General features: G+C 70.6%; 19 protein-coding genes and 1 tRNA gene. 5 read left to right on the plus strand and 15 right to left on the minus strand.

Going from position 1 to position 18554, the window contains the following annotated elements:
• Window positions 1-72: 72 nt before the first annotated feature.
• The 8 genes from AC0VYM_RS28485 to AC0VYM_RS28520 all read right to left on the minus strand — a co-directional run bounded on the left by AC0VYM_RS28485 (window position 73) and on the right by AC0VYM_RS28520 (window position 7982).
• Entirely contained in the window at window positions 73-324 is a 252-nt protein-coding gene (locus AC0VYM_RS28485) for a phosphopantetheine-binding protein (RefSeq protein WP_475457297.1), read from the minus strand.
• A gap of 3 nt (window positions 325-327) precedes the next feature.
• A complete protein-coding gene (locus AC0VYM_RS28490; protein ID WP_475457299.1) occupies window positions 328-1674 on the minus strand; it encodes a lysine N(6)-hydroxylase/L-ornithine N(5)-oxygenase family protein in 1347 nt (448 codons plus the stop codon).
• Window position 1675: 1 nt separating this feature from the next.
• The gene (locus AC0VYM_RS28495; RefSeq protein WP_475457301.1) at window positions 1676-2335 is read right to left on the minus strand and encodes an isochorismatase family protein; all 660 of its coding nucleotides are present in this window, start codon (window positions 2333-2335) and stop codon (window positions 1676-1678) included.
• The gene (locus AC0VYM_RS28500; protein WP_475457303.1) at window positions 2335-3981 is read right to left on the minus strand and encodes a (2,3-dihydroxybenzoyl)adenylate synthase; all 1647 of its coding nucleotides are present in this window, start codon (window positions 3979-3981) and stop codon (window positions 2335-2337) included. The genes AC0VYM_RS28495 and AC0VYM_RS28500 overlap by 1 nt, the downstream gene beginning before the upstream one ends.
• The gene (locus tag AC0VYM_RS28505; protein ID WP_475457305.1) at window positions 3981-5144 is read right to left on the minus strand and encodes an isochorismate synthase; all 1164 of its coding nucleotides are present in this window, start codon (window positions 5142-5144) and stop codon (window positions 3981-3983) included. The genes AC0VYM_RS28500 and AC0VYM_RS28505 overlap by 1 nt, the downstream gene beginning before the upstream one ends.
• A gap of 72 nt (window positions 5145-5216) precedes the next feature.
• On the minus strand, window positions 5217-5972 hold the full coding sequence (locus AC0VYM_RS28510; protein WP_475457307.1) for an SDR family oxidoreductase: 756 nt from the start codon (window positions 5970-5972) through the stop codon (window positions 5217-5219).
• A 532-nt stretch (window positions 5973-6504) separates the two neighbouring features.
• The gene (locus tag AC0VYM_RS28515) at window positions 6505-6972 is read right to left on the minus strand and encodes a MarR family winged helix-turn-helix transcriptional regulator (RefSeq protein ID WP_475457309.1); all 468 of its coding nucleotides are present in this window, start codon (window positions 6970-6972) and stop codon (window positions 6505-6507) included.
• Between the two features lie 77 nt (window positions 6973-7049).
• Complete coding sequence (locus AC0VYM_RS28520; protein WP_475457311.1) at window positions 7050-7982, minus strand: DUF5996 family protein; 933 nt, start codon at window positions 7980-7982, stop codon at window positions 7050-7052.
• Window positions 7983-8126: 144 nt separating this feature from the next.
• Here AC0VYM_RS28520 and AC0VYM_RS28525 point away from each other — a divergent pair, with 144 nt between their 5' ends.
• Together AC0VYM_RS28525 and AC0VYM_RS28530 are read left to right on the plus strand one after the other, a co-directional pair.
• Window positions 8127-8771 (plus strand): hydrolase, encoded by a 645-nt coding sequence (locus AC0VYM_RS28525; protein WP_475457313.1) that lies wholly within the window; start codon window positions 8127-8129, stop codon window positions 8769-8771.
• Between the two features lie 14 nt (window positions 8772-8785).
• Window positions 8786-9094, plus strand: coding sequence for a GNAT family N-acetyltransferase (locus tag AC0VYM_RS28530; protein ID WP_475457315.1), 309 nt, complete (start codon window positions 8786-8788; stop codon window positions 9092-9094).
• Window positions 9095-9325: 231 nt separating this feature from the next.
• On the opposite strand, the gene AC0VYM_RS28535 is transcribed toward AC0VYM_RS28530, so the two are convergent.
• Complete coding sequence (locus tag AC0VYM_RS28535) at window positions 9326-9919, minus strand: TetR/AcrR family transcriptional regulator (RefSeq protein ID WP_475457317.1); 594 nt, start codon at window positions 9917-9919, stop codon at window positions 9326-9328.
• An 84-nt stretch (window positions 9920-10003) separates the two neighbouring features.
• Between AC0VYM_RS28535 and AC0VYM_RS28540 the strand changes: the two genes are divergently transcribed.
• Entirely contained in the window at window positions 10004-10954 is a 951-nt protein-coding gene (locus AC0VYM_RS28540; protein ID WP_475457320.1) for an SDR family NAD(P)-dependent oxidoreductase, read from the plus strand.
• Window positions 10955-11336: 382 nt separating this feature from the next.
• Complete coding sequence (locus tag AC0VYM_RS28545) at window positions 11337-11771, plus strand: hypothetical protein (RefSeq protein ID WP_475457322.1); 435 nt, start codon at window positions 11337-11339, stop codon at window positions 11769-11771.
• 416 nt (window positions 11772-12187) lie between these two features.
• Here the strand turns inward: AC0VYM_RS28545 and AC0VYM_RS28550 are convergent.
• Both AC0VYM_RS28550 and AC0VYM_RS28555 read right to left on the minus strand, forming a co-directional pair.
• Window positions 12188-12263: transfer RNA gene (locus AC0VYM_RS28550), tRNA-Arg, on the minus strand.
• Window positions 12264-12410: 147 nt separating this feature from the next.
• The gene (locus AC0VYM_RS28555) at window positions 12411-13661 is read right to left on the minus strand and encodes an aspartate aminotransferase family protein (RefSeq protein WP_475457324.1); all 1251 of its coding nucleotides are present in this window, start codon (window positions 13659-13661) and stop codon (window positions 12411-12413) included.
• 160 nt (window positions 13662-13821) lie between these two features.
• Between AC0VYM_RS28555 and AC0VYM_RS28560 the strand changes: the two genes are divergently transcribed.
• Window positions 13822-15288 carry an NAD-dependent succinate-semialdehyde dehydrogenase gene (locus tag AC0VYM_RS28560; protein WP_475457326.1) on the plus strand — a complete coding sequence of 489 codons (1467 nt, stop codon included), beginning with the start codon at window positions 13822-13824 and terminating at the stop codon, window positions 15286-15288.
• 52 nt (window positions 15289-15340) lie between these two features.
• On the opposite strand, the gene AC0VYM_RS28565 is transcribed toward AC0VYM_RS28560, so the two are convergent.
• The 4 genes from AC0VYM_RS28565 to AC0VYM_RS28580 all read right to left on the minus strand — a co-directional run bounded on the left by AC0VYM_RS28565 (window position 15341) and on the right by AC0VYM_RS28580 (window position 18280).
• Window positions 15341-16009 (minus strand): GntR family transcriptional regulator, encoded by a 669-nt coding sequence (locus tag AC0VYM_RS28565; RefSeq protein WP_475457328.1) that lies wholly within the window; start codon window positions 16007-16009, stop codon window positions 15341-15343.
• Window positions 16010-16057: 48 nt separating this feature from the next.
• Window positions 16058-16807, minus strand: a complete 750-nt coding sequence (locus tag AC0VYM_RS28570; protein WP_475457329.1) for a maleate cis-trans isomerase family protein — start codon at window positions 16805-16807, stop codon at window positions 16058-16060.
• A gap of 22 nt (window positions 16808-16829) precedes the next feature.
• Entirely contained in the window at window positions 16830-17699 is an 870-nt protein-coding gene (locus tag AC0VYM_RS28575) for a maleate cis-trans isomerase family protein (protein WP_475457331.1), read from the minus strand.
• Window positions 17700-17797: 98 nt separating this feature from the next.
• Entirely contained in the window at window positions 17798-18280 is a 483-nt protein-coding gene (locus tag AC0VYM_RS28580; protein WP_475463285.1) for a DUF3830 family protein, read from the minus strand.
• Between the last annotated feature and the right edge of the window lie 274 nt (window positions 18281-18554).

Consider the following 18554-nt stretch of genomic DNA (forward strand, 5'->3'; position numbering starts at 1 on the left):
GGGTGCGCGGTCGGATCGGGGGCAGGGGGCAGGGCAGGGGGCAGGGCAGGGTGAAAGGTCAGGGGCCGCGGGTCAGCGGTTGAGGTGGGCGACCCAGGCGTCGACGGTGGGCTGTTCGGCGAGGTCGGCGAAGTCGACCTCCACTCCGGCCGCCCGCCACTGCTCCATGAGGCTCATCATGCGGACCGAGTCCATGCCCCGGTCGAAGAGGCTCTCGGCGGGGTCGATGTCCTCGGCCGGTTCCGCGAGGATGTGCGCGGCGTCGGCTCGCACGCGCTCCACCGTGAACGCGGTGTCCGTGTTGCTGTCGGTCTCCTGGGACACGGGTCAGACCCTCTCTTCGGCGGGGGCTCCGGCGCGGGCGGCGACGGAGTCGATGATCTCCGCGACACGGGTCGCGATGTTGGACAGCAGGGAGGCCGACACCCCGTGGGTGTGCTCGGTACCGCCCTGGAGGTACAGGCCGCACGTGAGGGTGTCGTGGGTGACGACCCGGTAGTCGCGTTCCACGGCCGGGCGGCCCTCGGGGGTGGTGACGACCTGGTCGGCCAGGTCGCCCAGCAGGGGCCGGGCGTCGGCCGGGTGGTAGCCGGTCGCGAACACCACGTGGTGGGCCGGGATCGGGGTCTGCTTCCCGGTGACCAGGTCCTCGACGACCACGGCGACCCCTTCGGCGCTCTCGCTGAGCCCCGCGACCCGGGAGGTGTTGTGCAGGTGCAGGCGCTGGTTTCCGTGGACCTTCTCCGCGTAGTGGCGGCGGTACAGCTCACCGATCAGGTCCGGGTCGACCACCGAGTAGTTCGTGTTGCGGTGGTAGCCGGTGAGCTGTTCCTTGACCTCCTGCGGGGCGGCGTGGAAGGCGTCCACGGCCTCGGGGTCGAAGATGCGGTTGGCGAAGGGGCTGTCGTCGGAGGGGCTGTAGCCGTACCGGGACAGGACCGCGTGGACCTGCGCGCGCGGGAACCGCTGGTGCAGGTGGTCGGCGACCTCTGCGGCGCTCTGCCCGGCACCGACCACCACGAAGGAGCGCGGGTCGGCCTTGGGCGGGAGTTCGGCCAGGCGGGTGAGCAGGTACTCGTTGTGCCACACGCGGGAGGACTGCTCCACGCCCTCGGGCATGCGGGGGCGCAGGCCGGGGCCGAAGACGACGTTGCGGGCGCGCAGCACGAGCCGCTCTCCGGCGGCGTCCTCGGAGACCACGTCGAGGTGGGTGACGCGCTCCCCCGAGTACACGGGGCGCACCTCCACGACCTCGCGCCCGTAGCGGACCTGGTCGGCGACCCGGTCGGCGCACCAGGACAGGTAGTCGTGGAACTCCTGGCGCAGCGGGAACAGCGTCTTGTGGTTGATGAAGTCGTGCAGCCGCCCCACGTGGTGCAGGAACGACAGGAAGCTGAAGTCACTGGCGGGGTTGCGCGTCGTGACCAGGTCCTTGAGGAAGGACACCTGCATGGTGGCGTCGTCGATGAGCATCCCCCGGTGCCAGCCGAAACCCTCCTGGCGCTCCAGGAAGACGGCGGACAGCGGCGGTTCCTGGCCCTGGTCGCGGCGCTCGGCCAGGGCGATGGCCAGGCCGAGGTTCGAGGGTCCGAAACCCACCCCGACCAGGTCGTGGACGGCGGACGGGTGGTCGTTGGAGGCCACGGTGTTTCCTTCTCGGTCGTGGTCGGTCATGTCAGGCCCCGGTGCGGGCCGGGACCTCGCGCAGGGCGGTCAGCGCCTGGTCGGCCGTGACGACGGCGGCGCAGCGCCCCGCCGCGTAGACCAGGGCGGAGCGGTGGTGCTCGGCGCTGAAGTCGGCCACGGCGTCGGCCACCAGGAACGGCTGGATGTCGCGCATGAAGGCGTCGGCCGCGGTGAGCTGGCAGCCGATGTGCGCGTACACGCCGGTGACGATGATCTGGTCGCGGCCCTGGACGGCCATGCGCTCGGCCAGGTCGGTCTGGGCGAAGGCGCTGTAGCGCCACTTGGTGAGCAGCACGTCCTCGCCCTCGGGGGCGAGCTCGGCGGTGATGTCGGTGTGCTCCGCGACCGACTTCATGCCGCCGCCCCAGAAGTCGCGTTCCAGACCGCGCTGCTCCGGCGTCATGTCGCCGGGCTTGGCGGTGTACACGACCGGGACCCCGGCCGCGTGGCAGGCGGCGCGCAGGGCGGCGATGTTGGCCGTCGCCCCCGCCACCGGCTGGGTCCCCTCGGTGTAGGGGCGCAGGAAGTAGCGCTGCATGTCGTGGACGAGCAGCACGGCCCGGCTGGCGTCCACGGTCCAGGCCGCCCGGTTCTCGGGCAGGTCCTCGGCGGTGGGCAGCGGGTACGGGTCGATGGTCGGCAGTGCCATCACTGGTCTCCGGACGGTTCGGTGGCGCCGCGCAGGTCGCGCTTGGAGGTCTTGCCGACGGCGGTGGCCGGGAAGGAGTCCACGAAGCTGACACGGTCGGGGATCTTGTAGGCGGCGAGCCCGCGCTCACGGAGGAAGGCGAGGAGTTCGCCGCGCGTGGGCGCCTGGCCTCGGGTGATGACGTAGGCGCAGGTGCGTTCGCCCAGGTAGGGGTCGGGGACGGCGACGACGGAGGCGTCGTGCACGGCCGGGTGGGCGAGGATGTGGTTCTCCACCTCCTCGGCGCCGATCTTCTCCCCGCCCCGGTTGATCTGGTCCTTGGCCCGGCCCGAGACCACGAGGTTGCCGGAGGGGTGGCGGCGGACGATGTCGCCGGTCCGGTAGAAGCCGTCCGGGGTGAAGGCGGTGGCGTTGTGCTCGGGCGCCCTGTAGTAGCCGCGGATCGTGTAGGGGCCCCGGGTCAGCAGGTGGCCGGGCTCGCCCTCGGGGACCGGGCGGTCGTGGTCGTCGACGATGAGGACCTCGTCGTGGGCGCTGATCGGGCGGCCCTGGGTGGCGGTGACCACGTCGTCGGGGTCGCCGTCCCGGGTGTAGTTGACCAGTCCCTCGGCCATGCCGAAGACCTGCTGGAGGGCGCAGCCCAGGACCGGGGCGACGCGGCGGGCCGCCTGCTCGGGGAAGGTGGCGCCGCCGACCTGGAGCACGCGCAGGGACGACAGGTCGCGGTCGGACTGGGAACCGTGCTCGACGGCGTCCAGCCAGAGCATGGCCACCGGAGGGACCACCGAGGTGAGGGTGACGCGTTCGCTCTCGACCAGCGCCAGCGCCGTGGCCGGACTCGGGTCGGGCGCCAGGACGACGGACCCGCCCGCGTGCAGCACGCCGAGGAACCCGGGCGAGCTCATCGGGAAGTTGTGGGTGACCGGCAGGACGCCCAGGTAGACGGTGTCAGCGTCCAGACCGCAGATGTCCGCGCTGGCCCGCACCGAGTACAGGTAGTCGTCGTGGGTGCGGGGGATGAGCTTGGGCAGGCCGGTGGTGCCGCCGGACAGCTGGAAGAAGGCCACGGCACCGGGGTCGGGGTCGGCCAGCACGGCCGGGTCCGGCTCGACGCGCAGCCCGGCCAGGGCGGTCATGCCGTCCGACGGCTCCCCGGCCACGACCACGTGCTCCAGACCGGGCACCTGGGCGCGCACCTCGGCGGCCATGGGGCGGCAGTCGAACCCGGCGTGGACGTCGGAGGTGACCAGGGCGACGGCCCCGGAGGTGGCGGCCAGGTGCAGGAGTTCGCTGCGTCGGTGGGCGGGCAGCGAGTAGACCGGCAGCGCGCCCAGCCGGAACAGGGCGAAGACCACCTCGAACAGCGGCGCGGTGTTGGGCAGGTGCACCACGACCCGGTCGCCCTCGGCCACGCCCAGGCGGGACAGGCCGGTCGCCACGGAGTCGGCGCGCCGGTCCAGTTCGGCGTAGGTCCAGCGGACGCCGCCGTCCACGACGGCGGTGTGGTCCGCGAAGCGCGCGGCGCGCTCACGCAGGAAGGCGGGGAAGGTCTCGCCCGTCCAGTACCCGGCCTCGCGGTAGGTGTCCGCGAGGTCCTTGGGCCAGGGCGTCCAGTCGTGGTCGGACACGGTTCGGTCGGCGGTCATCAGGCGGCTCCGTCCACACCGAGGGCGAGCAGGAGGGTGCGCAGCTTGGCGGAAGTCTCGGCCAGCTCGGTGTCGGGGTCGGACTCGGGCATGATCCCGCCGCCCGCGTACAGCTCCAGGGTGCGTCCGGCCACGTCGGCGCAGCGGATGGTGACCACCCACTCGCCGTCTCCGGCCGCGTCGGTGTGGCCGACCGCCCCGGTGTAGAAGCCCCGGTCGAAGGGTTCGAGGCCGCCGATGGTGTCGAAGGCACGGCCGGTGGGCGTGCCGCACACGGCGGGGGTGGGGTGCAGGTCCGCCGCGATCCGGTGGGCGGGCACGTCGGGGTCGACGAGCTCGCCCGTCACCCGGGTGGACAGGTGCCACATGGTGGCGGTCCTGACCAGCTCCGGCTCGGTGGGGACCGAGAGGCCCCGGCAGTGGGGGCGCAGGGCGTCCGCGACCGCCTCCACCACCACGGCGTGTTCGTGGCGGTCCTTGGCGGAGGTGAGCAGGGCGACGGCGCGCCGCTGGTCCTTGGTGGGGTCGGCGCTGCGCGGCGCGGACCCGGCCAGGGGGTTGGAGAGCACGTGGCGGCCGCGCTTGGCGACGAGGAGTTCGGGGCTGGCGCCGATGAGGGACCGGGTGCCGGAGCCCCGCTCGGGCAGGTCCGTGGCGAAGACGAAGGCCGTGGGGTCGCGCCAGACCAGGTTGGCCAGAACGGTGGCCACGTCCACATCCTCGCCGCTCTCCACCCTGAGGCAGCGGGCGAGGACGACCTTGCGCAGTTCGTCGTCCTCGGCCATGAGCTTGACGGCGCGTTCGACGGCGGCGACGTGCTCGTCGGGAGAGGGCACGGGGGTGACCGTCCACGGTCCGCCGAGCGGGCTCCACCGGTGTTCGCTCTTCGCGGCCCTGGTCGGGGAGGGCGACCAGCGCACCGTCTCGGGAACGACCAGATGGGCGGGGTGCGTCGTGTCGAAGGGGATCGCGCCGACGGCGACCGCGCCGTCGCCCGCGTCGGCCAGGGCGTCGGGGATGGCGTCGAGCCGGTCCAGGGTGGTCAGGGCCCCGGTCCCGTGGAGGGCGCGCGAGGCGGTGGAGAAGAACGAGTCCCCTGGCCGGTACGCCGCGAGGAGTTCACCCGCCGTGGCCGCGGGGGCGGCGGTGCGCTGTTCAGGCATGGGTGTGGCCTTTCTGTGTCAGGCACGTGGGAGGGCGGCCGGGGCCGCGGGGCAGGGGGGTGACCGGTCCGGTCAGCGCAGCGCGGCGCCGCCGTCGACGTGGAGCTCGTGCATGGTGATGTGGCGGGCGGCGTCGGAGACCAGGAAGCGCACGGCGGCGGCGACGTCCTCGGGGCGTCCGAGCCTGCCGAGGGGGATGCCGACCTTGAAGTTGGCGGGGTCGCCGGTGATGAGGGCCTGGGTGTCGTCGGTCATCGCGCGCAGCATGGGGGTGTCGGTGGAGCCGGGTGAGACGACGTTGCAGCGCACGCCCCGGGGGGCGAGTTCGAGTCCCAGGGATTTGGTGAGCGCGACGGCGGCGGCCTTGGAGGCGGCGTAGGCGGCCATGTTGGCGCGGGGGACGCCAGCGGCGTTGGAGGCGATGGTGACCAGGGATCCCCGGCCCCGGGGGCCCATGCGTCGGGCGGCGGCGCGTGCGACGGCGAAGACCCCGGTGGTGTTGACGGCGATCATGCGGTGCCAGTCGTGGTCGGTGCAGTCGGTGAGGGGGCCGGTGCTGAGGGTTCCGGCGGCGTTGACGGTGATGGTCACCGGTCCGACTTCCGTCTCGACGCGGTCGAAGAGCGCCTCGACCGCGGCGGTGTCGGTGACGTCGGCCGTGAAGGCGCGGGCCCCGTCCAGGAGGCGCACGGTTTCGGTGAGCCCCGCGGAGTCCACATCGGCCGCCGCGACCCGGGCCCCGTGCTCCGCGAGGTCGACGGCGACCGCCCGCCCCACACCACTCGCGGCTCCGGTGACCACGACGACGGCACCGTCGATCCCGTCCATCTGTCGCCCCCAGCCTCACTGACCTGCAAGGAATTAGGTAATCCTTGCCTTAATTAGGCAATCCTTACCTAAGAAGTTCGGGGCAAGTCTCCGGCGAGCCACAGTGGGATGTCAACCAGAGCCCCAGGGAGACCTGGATCACACGAGATCAGTGACAAGCGAGACCCCACCTCACCCGGAGCCAGCCCCACAGCACGCAGAGCGACGGTGTTTGCGCAGGTCAAACCGGCAGAACCGGCGTTACCACCGGCGCGGGAAACCCCGGGGCCACCCACCCCGAACAGAGCCGAAACCCTGTCCGGGGTGAGGTGGTTGTCACCTTCGTGCGAACCCTGCCCGGGTATGCGCACCCGCGCACCCGGACCGTCGGGGGGTCGGGTTCGGTCGATGGCACGCGCGGAGGGCACGCGGGACGGGCACACGTCCGGGGAGGCGGACGCGTTGGGGGGCGGCATGCGGAGGTGGGCGCGTGTGGGGGGTGGCATGCGGAGGCGGACGCGTGGGGGCGGACGCGTGCGGGGGCGGCGCCGACTCAGTCGGGCTGCTTCTCCATGTGGTCCGAGACGCGCTGGGTCAGCCGGGCGAACGTGCTGAGCTGGTGCGGCGTGAGGGCGTCGACGAACAGGCGGCGCACGTGCTCGACGTGGAGGGGCGCGGCCTCCTCGATCGCCGCGTAACCGGCCGGGGTGACGACGATGAAGGCTCCGCGAGCGTCGTCGGGGCACTCCTCCCGGACCACGAGACCGCGCTTCGTCATCCGCCTGACCTGGTGGGAGATCCGGCTCTTCTCCCAGTTCAGGAGCTTGGCCAGTTCCAGGAAGCGCATCTTCCCGTCGTCGGTCCCCGTGAGGTTGACGAGGATCATGTAGTCGGAGGCGGACATCCCGGAGTCGGCCTGGACGAGACGGGAGAGCCGCCCGATGAGCGTCTCCTGCATGCGGATGAAGCTGTCCCACGCGGCCTTCTCGTCCGCATCCAGCCAGCGTGGCGTCTCGTTCATGGGCGCAGTGTAACGAAGAAGTTGACACCTCATCCACTTCGGGACGGCGGAGGCGCGGCCCTCCGCCGTCCGTCGGTTCAGGCCCCGCCCCACCTGAGGGGGTCGTCCTCCAGCGCGGCGCGGTCCCAGTTCCCGAGGCCCGCGGCTGCCTCGTAGGTGGTGCGGAGGAACTCGGAGACCGCGCGGTCGGGGTCGGGGGCGGCGCGAGCCACCTCGTAGGGCAGCAGGAACTGCTGGAACTCGGTGCTGAAGTACGCGCCCTCGGGGCCGACCGGCTGATCGGCGAACCCGTCGGGAGCGGGGTAGGCGTAGGAGTAGAAGGCGCCCTCCTCGCCGCCGCCGGGCCAGAAGCCGCAGCTGGACAGCTCCCGGGAGTAGCCCTCGACCATGACCCAGTCCCCGCAGTTGGGCGCCCCGCCCGGATGCGGGGGAGCCGACCGCCCGGAGAAGCGGGTACAGGCGAGGTCCATCGCGCCCCAGAAGAAGTGCACCGGGCTGACCTTCCCGACGAAGTGCGACCGGAACTCACCGATCACCCGGTTCGCCTGCAACAGCTGACGCCAGAAGAGAGTGGCGGCCTCGGCGTCGTAGGAGGCGTGCTCGTGGTCCTCCGCGAAGGGGATCGCCGGGTCGACCTCGTTGGGACTCGGCCGGATCGGCGCCTCGATCCCGAGCCGCCCGAGCGCGTCCAGGATCCGGGCGTAGAACTCCGCGACCGGCATCGGCCGCAGCGGGAAGCTCCGCACGCCGCCGTCGCTGCCGCGCACCTCCAGCTGGTGGCCGACGAAGTCGAACTCGATCTCGAAGGCCCCGCCGCTGTACGGGATGGCCGAGGTCGTCAGTCCGCGCGCACTGACGTAGAGGGTCACCTGCCACCAGTGGTTGATCAGCGGAGCGTGGGCCATGCGGATCTTTCCCACGATCTGGGTCCACATGTGCAGGGTGTCCCGGGTGGGGGTCCAATCCGAAACCCGCAGGCCAGGCCAGTTCTTCTGTGATGGGAGGGTCATCGTCTCTCGCTTCTCAGTGGTTGACGCATCACCTCCACAGTAGATGATGCATCAACTTATTTCGAGATGGTTGACGCATCATCCAATACTGCTAATTTAGGTGACGCATCATCTGTCTCGCCCCCACCTTGAGAGGGACCCCCTGTGAGCACCGAGCCCAAGAACGGACTTCAGGCACTGCTGACGCCGGAGGAGAGCGTTCTCGTCCTGATCGACCACCAGCCGTTCCAGTTCGCCAACCTGAACAGCCACGAGCCGTCGATGGTCGTCAACAACGCCGTCGCCCTGGCCAAGGCCGCCAAGGCGTTCGACGTTCCGACCATCCTCACCACCGTCCTGGAGGAGCGCGGCGGCTACCTCATCCAGGGACTGCGCGACGTGTTCCCGGAGCAGAAGCCGATCGACCGCACGTTCATCAACACCTGGCAGGACGAGCGCGTCGTCGACGCCGTCCGGGCGACCGGCAGGAAGAAGCTGATCATCGCCGGCCTCTGGACCGAGATCTGTGTGGCGATGCCGGCCATCCAGGCGGCGGGCGAGGGCTACGAGGTCTTCGCCGTCACCGACGCGTCGGGCGGTGTCTCCGTGGAGGCCCACGACATGGCCGTGCGGCGCATGGTCCAGGCCGGAGTGGTGCCGATCACCTGGCTGGCCGTGGCCGGCGAGTGGCAGCGCGACTGGGCCCGCGAGGAGACCGTGGAGGCCCTCGCGGGGGTCCAGGCGCAGCACGGCGGCGCCACCGGCGTCGCCTTCGCCTGGGAGATGCAGCTGCTGGGCAGCCGAGCCTGACACGAGGAGGACCCATGGCGGTCGAAGTGGGCGACGTACCCGAGTCCAAGCGCTACGAGGCCCGCGTCGACGGGGAATCGAAGGTCGCGGGCATCGCGCAGTACATCCGCACGACGGAACTCGTCGCGTTCGTGCACACCGAGGTCGCCCCGGAGTACGAGGGACGGGGAGTGGGGTCCGCGCTGGTCCGCACGGCCCTCGACGAGGCGCGCTCCGCACGCCTGCGGGTGCTGGCGACCTGCCCCTTCTTCGCGGGCTGGATCGCCCGCCACCCGGAGTACCAGGACCTGCTCTACCAGTCCGGGAGCCGGGTCACCGACTGAGCTCGGACCGTGAGGGAAGCCGCCCGAACCGCCTGCACGGTCCGGGCGGCTTCCGCTGTCCGGTGCGGGTCCGCAGACCATCGACCTGTCGACAAACCGACAGGTCTCCTTCTTCGCGCCCTGGTTCCTCGCGGCGCCGGGCCGGACGCCTCCCGGTCAGGCTCCATCAGCCACAGAGCGCCAGCGAGGCCCCGATGGCCACAGGGGCCGCGACCGTGACCGTCCCGTCCACTATCGGGGCCCTCGGAACTCCCCCACGTCATCAGCCGATTCCACCGGAACGGCGACCGGTCGCCGCAGACCCGCGACGAGGGTGTCCACGAAGACGTCGCGGTCCTCCGGCGCCCCCAGGCGGATGGCGTGTTCGATCCCGCAGACCAGACGCTCGATCTGGGCCGTGGTCAGGTCCCCGCGCACCGCGCCGCTCTCCTGGGCTCTCCCGAGCAGATCGTGGAGCTCGCCGAAGATCGAGGCCTTGAGCGCCGCCACCTCCTCGCTCACGTCGTCGTTGGCGAGGAGGACCGCCTGGAGCCCACCCGCCTCCAGGTGCAGGTCGACCACGGCGCGCAGTGCCACCTCGAACCCGCGCCCCGGATCCGGGTCGGCGCAGGCCCGTGCCGTGAGCACGCGCAGTCGGCCCAGGGTCTCCACGGTGAGTTCCTCGACGAGGGCGTGGGACGTGGGGAAGTGGCGGTAGACGGTCCCGACCCCGACCCCCGCCTCACGGGCGATCTCGTTGAGACGGAGGTCCTTGGGGTCGCTCCGCCGCGCGACCTCAAGGATTCGCTCCCTGCTGCGGACGGCGTCGGCGCGCAGTGCGTTCATGGAGGCATCCTACCCGAAGCGGATAAGACATCCGGTTACTGTTACAGTAACCGGATAAGTCATCCGATTGACGGGAGAGACGCCATGGACTGGAACCCCGAAGTGCTGCCCCAACAGCACGGACGCACTCTGGTGGTGACCGGGGCGACCGCGGGCATCGGGTACTTCGCGGCGGAACGGCTCGCCGCCGCCGGGGCGCACGTCGTGCTCGCGGGACGTTCGTCCGAACGCCTGGACACCGCCGGGGCCGCGATCCGCGCGCAGGTGCCGACCGCGAGTCTGGGCTCGTTGCTCCTGGACCTGGCGTCACCGGAGTCGACGGCCGAAGCCGTCTCCGGGCTCGCGGAGTACGAACGCCTGGACGGGCTGCTGCTGAACGGAGGGTCCATGGCGCTGCGCGCCGCCGACCGGACCGCCGACGGCCTGCCGACTCTCCTGGCGACCCACGTACGAGCGAACGTGGCGTTGGTGGCGGGGGCGCTCCCGCTCATGGAACGAACGGCGCGGAGGCACGGCGGAACCGCCAGGATCGTGCACACCTCGACGTCGTTCGTGGACCTGCTGCGCAAGGAGGTCCGGGACGTGCGTGCCGGTTCCCGCGTCGGCGTCCTCGCCTACACCCGCGGCAAGGCGGTCACGGAGATGTTCGCCTACGAACTCGACCGACGGTTGAGGGCCGCGGGTGTGCCGGTGGCCTCCCTGGTCTCGCGTCCGGGGGTCGGCGTGGACGCCCGGACACCGCGCCGACCGGGCATCCGGGACGAGACGGTCCCCGTACAGCGCAACCCCTATACGTTGTGGGCCCAGGGCAAGGACGCCGCGGCCTGGTCCGCCCTGCGCGCCCTCACCGACCCCCGCGCCCAGGGCGGCGACCTCTACTCCCCGAGCGGCGGCGTCAAGGGCCAGCCGGTCCGCCTGACCCCGAACCCGCTGACCCAGTCGCCCCCTCAGAACGCGATGGAGTCGGTGTGGCACCAGCTGGAGGCCCTGGCCGGGGTCCGGCTGCCGACCACCGGTGACCGCACCCCGGCCTGAGCCCCCTCCCCACAAAAGAAGCCGCCCGAGCTGTTTTACCAGTTCGGGCGGCTTCTCCACTGTCTAAAGGTGGTGCACTCGGGAGGACTCGAACCCCCAACCTTCTGACTCTCCCGGGGGCGAGCGTCGACCTGTCGACAAGCCGATAGATCCCCTCGTGACCTGGGTGTGAGCCCGGCAGCTTCCCACTGGTTTCTGGGGTTCCCCCGGAACAACAACCGTTTGTCGGAGGCGAACGTCAAGATGGCCATCAGATCGATCGTCAGTCGGACACGGACCTGGTTCCAGCCAGCGGACAGAGGACGCAGGACAGACGCACACGGTCGCATTGATCCCACACAGCTCAAACCGCAGGCGGACTCACCACATGGATTCAAGCTGGATGGCACAACTCATCCCACTAGCTGCTCCCGTTCTAGCAGCAGCCATCGGCGTTGCTGGCGGAGAAGGGAAGGCCCGCAAGAGACTCAAGCATGACATCGACATGATTACCTCATTACCTGATAATTCCGAAGCGAAGAAGACCTTTTTAGCTCACATAAACAACCAGGCCAAGCAGTTGGCCAAAAGAGAATCACAGGGAGAGCGAGACATAGCCCTGGCCATATTCGCAGCAGTCGGGGCCGGCCTGCTGGGATACTTGACAGCCTGGCTCTTCAGTCAAGACGCCTGGTGGCGCTTCGGCTTCCTACTCAGCGGATCACTGTTTCTTGTTTTCGTATACGGCGTCTTTGATAGTACGAAAATTAAATACAAAGACGAGGAAGAAGAAAAAAGGATTAGAAGAACCAAGACCCCGAGGAAGCCGAAGGACTAGTTGCCCGGTTCACCGGGGCCCTCATGCTCCTACGCGATTGTCCTCCCGATGCGACAGAACTTTCTCACGTCTGGCCAAGCACCAAAGAACTGGGGAGAAAAGACCCCTGCTCGCAGCCAACTCCAGGCGCGAGTGGAAAGCGGGCCTCCAACAAGGAGGCGGTGGAATGCAGCACAACCGCCGCGATGGCCCTCGACCGGAGCGAGGGGCTGTCCCGGACCGGCTGGTTGAGGTCGCCGAAGCGATGGACGCCGCACGGTCCCGGGCGCTCGCCGCCTGAGACTGAACCGGGACCGATCCCGGGCATCTGCACTGAATGTGCAACGCGGCCCGCACGTGGGCTCTCCGACCCATGCCACAAAAGAAGCCGCCCGCCCTGGTTTCCCAGGTCGGGCGGCTTCTCCACTGTCTCAAGGTGGTGCACTCGGGAGGACTCGAACCCCCAACCTTCTGATCCGTAGTCAGATGCTCTATCCATTGAGCTACGAGTGCAGGTCTTCAGTTGTGTGTCGCCCGGGTGAGCTGGGCTCTCCCTTGCGACGTCTCCGACTCTATCACGGTGTTGGAGTGCGTTCGCGCCGTTTTCCGGTGTGACCCGGGCCATGGGGCGCCGACGCGGCGGTCGGCGCCCCACAGGACCTAGGCGCTCTCCTCGACGGAGGCGGCCCACAGTTCGAGGGCCGTGTCGATCTGCTCGCCGTTGACGACCAGGGCCGGGATGAACCGGACCACGTTGCCCGCCGGGCCGCAGGTGAGCAGCAGCAGGCCGTTCTGGGCGGCGGCCTGCTGGGCGCGCTGCGCCGCGGCGCCGTCCGGGGTGCCGTCCTCCTTGACGAACTCGTTGGCCCGCATCAGGCCGCGGCCGCGGACGTCACCGATGGCCGGGTGGGCCTCCGCGATCTTGGCCAGGCCCTGCTGGAGCCGTTCGCCCTGGCGGGCGGCGTTCTCCACCAGGTTCTCCTCCTGGATGACGTCCAGGGTGGCCAGGGCCGCCGCGCAGGAGACCGCGTTGCCGCCGTAGGTGCCGCCCTGGGAGCCCGGCCAGGCCCTCTGCATGATCGCGGCCGGGGCGGCGATCGCGGACAGCGGGAAGCCGCTGGCCAGGCCCTTGGCGGTGATGACGATGTCCGGGCGCACCCCCGAGGGCTCGTGGCCCCAGAACGTGCCCGTGCGGCCGAAACCGGTCTGGACCTCGTCCATGACGAGGAGGAACCCGTGCTTGTCGGCGCGCTCCCGCAGCCCCTGGAGGAACGCGTCCGGGACGGGCACGTAGCCGCCCTCACCGAGGACGGGCTCGATGAACACGGCGGCGGTGTCCTGGGGGGAGGTCACCGTCGCGAACTGGTAGTCGAGCTCCCGGAGGGCGTAGGCCACCGCCTCCTCCTCGGACAGCCCGAGGCGGTACGCGTACGGGAAGGGCGAGACCACCACGCCGGGGGCGAGCGGGCCGATCCCGGCGCGGATCTTCACCCCGGACGTGGTCAGGGAGGCGGCTCCCATCGTGCGCCCGTGGAAGGAACCCTGGAAGACCACCGCGTTCTGGCGGCCCGTGGCCTGGCGGGCCAGGCGCAGCGCCGCCTCCACGGCCTCGCTCCCGGAGTTCACGTAGAACAGGCGGTCGATCCCCTCGGGCAGGACCTCACCGAGGCGTTCGGTGAGTCGCAGCAGGGGACGGTGCATCACGGTGGTGTACTGGCCGTGGATCAGCGTCGCGACCTGCTCCTGGGCGGCGGCGACCACCTTGGGGTGGCAGTGCCCGGTGCTGGTCACGCCGATCCCGGCGGTGAAGTCGAGGAAACGACGGTCGTCCTCGTCGTAGATGTAGACACCCTCGCCTCGCGCCGCGACGACCGGGGTCGCCTGCTTGAGAACCGGGGAGAGCTCCGCCATGCGGTGGCCTCAATTCCTTGTGTCGAGTTCCGTAGGATTGTTGACAATCGACGCTGCTATGGAAACATCCGGGGCGCGGCGGTGTCCAGCGGACGCACGTCGGGCAGTTCTGACCACAGGCCGCCCCAAGCCGGGTCGGCCCGTCGACGGAGGAGAGAACATGTCGGATCGCGAAGCACGGGTCGTCGCACAGGTGGACAAGAAACTGTTCCTCGGCGGGAAGTGGCGGGACGCCTCCTCCGGCGCGACCTTCGAGGTCGAGGACCCCTCCACCCGCAAGGTGCTGTGCGACGTCGCCGACGCGGGCCGGGAGGACGCCATGGAGGCCCTGGACGCCGCGGCGCGGGCCCAGCCGGGGTGGGCCAGGGTCGCACCCCGGAAGCGCGGCGAGATCCTGCACAGGAGCTTCGAGCTGCTCATGGAGCGGCAGGAGGAGCTCGCCGTCCTCATGACCCTGGAGATGGGCAAGCCGCTGGCGGAGGCGCGCGGGGAGATCGCCTACGCCGCCGAGTTCTTCCGCTGGTTCTCCGAGGAGGCCGTACGGATCGAGGGCGGGTTCGCCACCTCGCCGGACGGCAAGTCCCGCTTCCTCATCATGCGCCAGCCGGTGGGCCCCTGCATGCTCATCACCCCCTGGAACTTCCCCATGGCGATGGGCACCCGCAAGATCGGGCCGGCCATCGCCTCCGGGTGCACCATGATCCTCAAGCCCGCCCACCAGACGCCTCTCTCGGCGCTGGCGCTGGCCGGGATCCTCACTGAGGCGGGGCTGCCGGAGGGCGTCCTCAGCGTCCTGCCCACCAGCGACCCCGGGGCGATCACCGAGCCCCTGTTGGCGGACGGCCGTATCCGCAAGCTGTCCTTCACCGGGTCCACCGCCGTGGGCCGCAAACTCCTGGAGCAGAGCGCGCCGCAGGTCCTGCGCACCTCCATGGAGCTGGGCGGGAACGCGCCGTTCCTGGTGTTCGACGACGCCGACCTGGACGCGGCCGTGGACGGGGCGATGCTCGCCAAGATGCGCAACATCGGTGAGGCCTGCACGGCGGCCAACCGGATCTACGCGCAGTCGGGGATCGCGGAGGAGTTCTCCCGCCGCCTGAGCGAGCGCATGGGCGCGCTCCGGCTGGGCCGGGGCCTGGACGACGACGCGGACGTGGGCCCGCTGATCGACGACAAGGCGCGGGACAAGGTCCAGGGGCTCGTGGACGACGCCGTGCGGCGGGGCGCGCGCGTGCTCGTCGGCGGCGGCGCGGGCGAGGGTCCGGGGCACTTCTACCAGCCGACCGTGCTGGCCGACGTCCCGTTCGCGGCGGAGCTGTCCAACACGGAGATCTTCGGCCCGGTGGCTCCGGTGCTGACCTTCGAGACGGAGGAGGAGGCGGTCCGCGCCGCCAACGACACCGAGTTCGGCCTGGTCAGCTACCTGTACACCCGGGACCTGAACCGTGCCATGCGGGTCAGTGAGGCCCTGGAGACCGGCATGGTCGGCCTCAACCAGGGCGTGGTGTCCAACCCGGCGGCGCCGTTCGGCGGGGTCAAGCACTCGGGTCTGGGCCGCGAGGGCGGCCGTGTGGGCATCGACGAGTTCCTGGACACCAAGTACGTGGGGATCGGCGGGCTCGACTGATCCGACCGGAGGCGCCTCGGGTGGCGGGAACGCCGCCCGGGGCGGGCTCCGTTCAGGCGCCGGTCTCCGCGTTGATCCGGTCGACGGTGTCGATCATGTGCGACTCGATCAGCGTGAGCAGCCGGTCCTCCTCGCCGTCCACGATCGCGTCCAGGATGCGGCGGTGCTCGTCCAGGAGTTCCTGGGGTTCGGGGTAGACGGCCTGCATCACGGTCAGGCACATGCGGGTCTCCACCAGGAGGGTCTGGGCCATGCGCTCCAGGCGCGAGTTGCCCGAGCAGCTGACCAGGGTCCGGTGGAACTCCTGGTCGGCGTCGCTCATGGCGGTCCGGTCGCCGCTGGCGGCGGCCTCGGCCAGCCGGTCCACGGCCGGGGTGAGGCGGGCCAGGGCCTCCCCCCGGTTGCCCCGCATGATCAGCTCGCAGGCGGTCCGCTCCACCGCGAGCCGGGCCACGTAGACGTCCCGGACGTCGTCCGGGGTCAGCTCGCGCACGAACAGGCCCCTGTGCCGTTCACTGCGGAGCAGGCCCTCCTGGACGAGGCGCTGCATGGCCTCGCGGAGGGGCCCCCGGCTCACGCCCAGCCGCCCCGCCAGCTCGGCCTCACCGAGCTGGTCCCCGGGCGCGAGGGAGCCGTACATGATCGCTGATCTCAGCTGGTCGGCGATCAGCTCGGCGGTGGACCGCCTGGGTACGGGTCTGAGCTGGCCGGGGGCTGGCATGGCATTCCTTCCGAAAGGTGACGAATCGGGCGTGGGTTGGCCCCGAGGCTATTCGGCCTCGAAGGCGCTCCTGACCACCGAGGCCCCGGACCGGAAGAGCGTCCCCGGGCCGGACCGCGCCTCGCACCGGCCGGCGAGCCGGAGGCCCTCCCAGATACTGACCTGGTTGGCGGTGAGCACCGTCTTGCCCAGCAGGGCCTCCATCGGTTCGATGAGGTCGGCGCTGTGCAGGGCGGTGTCCGGGACCAGGACCGCCTCGGCCCTGGGGTGGTCGTTGGAGATGACGAAGTCGAGCGCGTCGTCGGGGTCGAGGTAGCCGACCTCCGCGGCCGTGGCGATGCCGTGGCTGGCCATGGACATCACGGTCACCCCCGCGTCGGTGAGGAACTCCACGAAGCGCAGGGCGACGTCGTCGGGGTAGGTGGCGGCGATGGCGACCCGGGACGCGCGCAGCTGGCTCAGGGCGTGCACGAAGGCGAAGGACGTGCTGGAGGTCGGGACCCCCGTCACCTCCCGGACGCCCTCGACCTGTCGGCGCGCGCCCTCCCAGCCGAACACGAAGCTGCCGCTCGTGCAGGCCCAGACGGCGGAGTCGACCCCCATCGTGTTGAGCTCCTGCGCGCCCTTGGCGAGGACGCCCTCGCTGCCCACGTCCAGCAGGGCGTCCACCCGGTGGGCGTCCTCGCGCATGAGCGTGTGCACCACGGGGAGCTCGATCTCCCCGCCGAGCATGTCGGCGAAGGTCCTGTAGTCGTCCTCGGCGCTGTGACCGGGATAGAGGATTCCTACTCGGGTCATGGTTCTCCTTCCGGGGCCGTGGTCACACGGAGCTGGGGGCCGTCGCGTCGATCAGCCGCTGCCCGTGCGCCACGGCCTGGTGGTCGGCGGCGCGGAGCAGGTCCCACATGGTGACCTGGTTGGCCGCGATCACCGGTTTGCCCAGCTCACGTTCGAGGGGCGCGATGATGTCGTAGGTGAGGACGTTGGTGCAGCTGATGAACACGGCCTGCGCGTCGGGGCGGTCCACCTCGTGCACCGCGCGGGCGACCTCGGCGTAGGTGACCCTCCAGATGTGGCTGAGCAGGCCGAGGCCCACGCTGGAGGTGACCCCCACTCCGTGTTCCTCCAGGTAGTCGAGGAGCCGGTCGGTGACGCTGTCCACGTACGGGGTGACGACCGCGATCCGGTCCGCGTCCAGGGCCCGCAGCGCACGGATCAGCGCGCCCGAGGTGGTGACGGCGGTGGGTGCCCCCGCGGCCATCATGGTTCTTCGGAGCTCGCGCTCCCCCTCCGCGCCGTGGACGAAGCTGCCCGAGGCGCAGGCGTAGCCGACCGCGAGGGGTTCGGGGGCCATGAGGGCGCGGACCGCCTTGGTCACGCCCTTCCTCTTGCTGAGGGCGGCGGCCTGGTCGACCGTCACCGGGATGCGCACGAACGGCAGGCGGGTGATGAGCAGCGAGACGTCGTCCGGCGTCCAGCGCCACAGTTCGCGGTCGAGCGCGAAGTCGTAGGGCGCCACCACGCCGACCCCGGCCTGCCAGGGGGTCAGTGCCGCCGCCGACAGTTCGACGACGTCGTGCGCCGTGGGTTGCGCGGGCAGGGCCGGATGTCCCGTGAACAGGCCGCCCGTGGCGGGGGTCTCGGGTTCGGGGCCGTCCTCGTGGTCCGGTCGGTTTCCCTCGGTCCGCATCGGTCACTCACCTCCCAGTGCTGGTCCAGGTTCCGCCGGGCGCGGCCGGTGCCGCCCCGGTCCCGTCCCCTCGGGACGGGGTCCTCCGTTCGGGCCCGTCAGCGTTCGAGCCGTTCGAACAGGAGGCGCTCACCGACGCTGCCGGAACGCCAGACGTCGTTGCAGGCCTCGGCCATGGCGGGCAGGTTCTCCACGACGGTGGCGAACACGTTCCCGGGGACCCAGCCCACGTCTCCGTTGAGCAGCAGGTTGTTGCGCCCGTAGAAGAGGGCGAGGTCGATGACGCCGGGCAGGTGGTCGATGCCCTTGTCCTCCTTGAAGGTGCGGTCGAGCATGCCCTCGTCGAAGGAGAAGTAGACGATGTCGCCGGGGATCGGTGTGACGGTGGGGTTCTCCTGGCCCGGTTCGGGGTCGGCGAACCTCGGCACCATCGTGTAGACCTCGTTGCGCGCGTACTTGGCGTGCTGGACGGCGTCCCCCTGCGGGAGGGCGTTCCACACCGCCTCGCAGGTGCGGGGCGCGTCCTTGTCGAGGAGTTCCGCCACGCAGGAGACCCCGCGGCTGGCGAGGGTGACGGTCATGTGTCTGGGCAAGTGGTGTCCCTTCGGGTTCCTCTTCGGTTTCCCTCTGTTTTCCTCTGTCCCTTCGGCCCCTTGTGAACTGTTGATTGTCGACAATCTTACGATCTACCTACCGAGATCGGCAATAGACACCGGGACGTGCGGGTATGTCGGGAGCGTCGGTGCGGGTGGACGACACTCCGGGCGGGCGCTGGACGCCTCCGCGAGACACGCCCCATAGGCCCGAAACAGCCGTTTTGTGGATTGTTGACAATCCTATGTCGGCTCCCTAGCG

The organism is Nocardiopsis sp. iso_237 (assembly GCF_056173345.1).

Coding starts and splice junctions, on each gene's coding strand:
- AC0VYM_RS28490 (WP_475457299.1), bottom strand. CDS start 1,674: ATGACCGACCACGACCGAGAAGGAAACACCGTGGCCTCCAACGACCAC.
- AC0VYM_RS28495 (WP_475457301.1), bottom strand. CDS start 2,335: ATGGCACTGCCGACCATCGACCCGTACCCGCTGCCCACCGCCGAGGAC.
- AC0VYM_RS28500 (WP_475457303.1), bottom strand. CDS start 3,981: ATGACCGCCGACCGAACCGTGTCCGACCACGACTGGACGCCCTGGCCC.
- AC0VYM_RS28505 (WP_475457305.1), bottom strand. CDS start 5,144: ATGCCTGAACAGCGCACCGCCGCCCCCGCGGCCACGGCGGGTGAACTC.
- AC0VYM_RS28510 (WP_475457307.1), bottom strand. CDS start 5,972: ATGGACGGGATCGACGGTGCCGTCGTCGTGGTCACCGGAGCCGCGAGT.
- AC0VYM_RS28515 (WP_475457309.1), bottom strand. CDS start 6,972: ATGAACGAGACGCCACGCTGGCTGGATGCGGACGAGAAGGCCGCGTGG.
- AC0VYM_RS28520 (WP_475457311.1), bottom strand. CDS start 7,982: ATGACCCTCCCATCACAGAAGAACTGGCCTGGCCTGCGGGTTTCGGAT.
- AC0VYM_RS28530 (WP_475457315.1), top strand. CDS start 8,786: ATGGCGGTCGAAGTGGGCGACGTACCCGAGTCCAAGCGCTACGAGGCC.
- AC0VYM_RS28535 (WP_475457317.1), bottom strand. CDS start 9,919: ATGAACGCACTGCGCGCCGACGCCGTCCGCAGCAGGGAGCGAATCCTT.
- AC0VYM_RS28540 (WP_475457320.1), top strand. CDS start 10,004: ATGGACTGGAACCCCGAAGTGCTGCCCCAACAGCACGGACGCACTCTG.
- AC0VYM_RS28545 (WP_475457322.1), top strand. CDS start 11,337: ATGGCACAACTCATCCCACTAGCTGCTCCCGTTCTAGCAGCAGCCATC.
- AC0VYM_RS28555 (WP_475457324.1), bottom strand. CDS start 13,661: ATGGCGGAGCTCTCCCCGGTTCTCAAGCAGGCGACCCCGGTCGTCGCG.
- AC0VYM_RS28560 (WP_475457326.1), top strand. CDS start 13,822: ATGTCGGATCGCGAAGCACGGGTCGTCGCACAGGTGGACAAGAAACTG.
- AC0VYM_RS28565 (WP_475457328.1), bottom strand. CDS start 16,009: ATGCCAGCCCCCGGCCAGCTCAGACCCGTACCCAGGCGGTCCACCGCC.
- AC0VYM_RS28570 (WP_475457329.1), bottom strand. CDS start 16,807: ATGACCCGAGTAGGAATCCTCTATCCCGGTCACAGCGCCGAGGACGAC.
- AC0VYM_RS28575 (WP_475457331.1), bottom strand. CDS start 17,699: ATGCGGACCGAGGGAAACCGACCGGACCACGAGGACGGCCCCGAACCC.
- AC0VYM_RS28580 (WP_475463285.1), bottom strand. CDS start 18,280: ATGACCGTCACCCTCGCCAGCCGCGGGGTCTCCTGCGTGGCGGAACTC.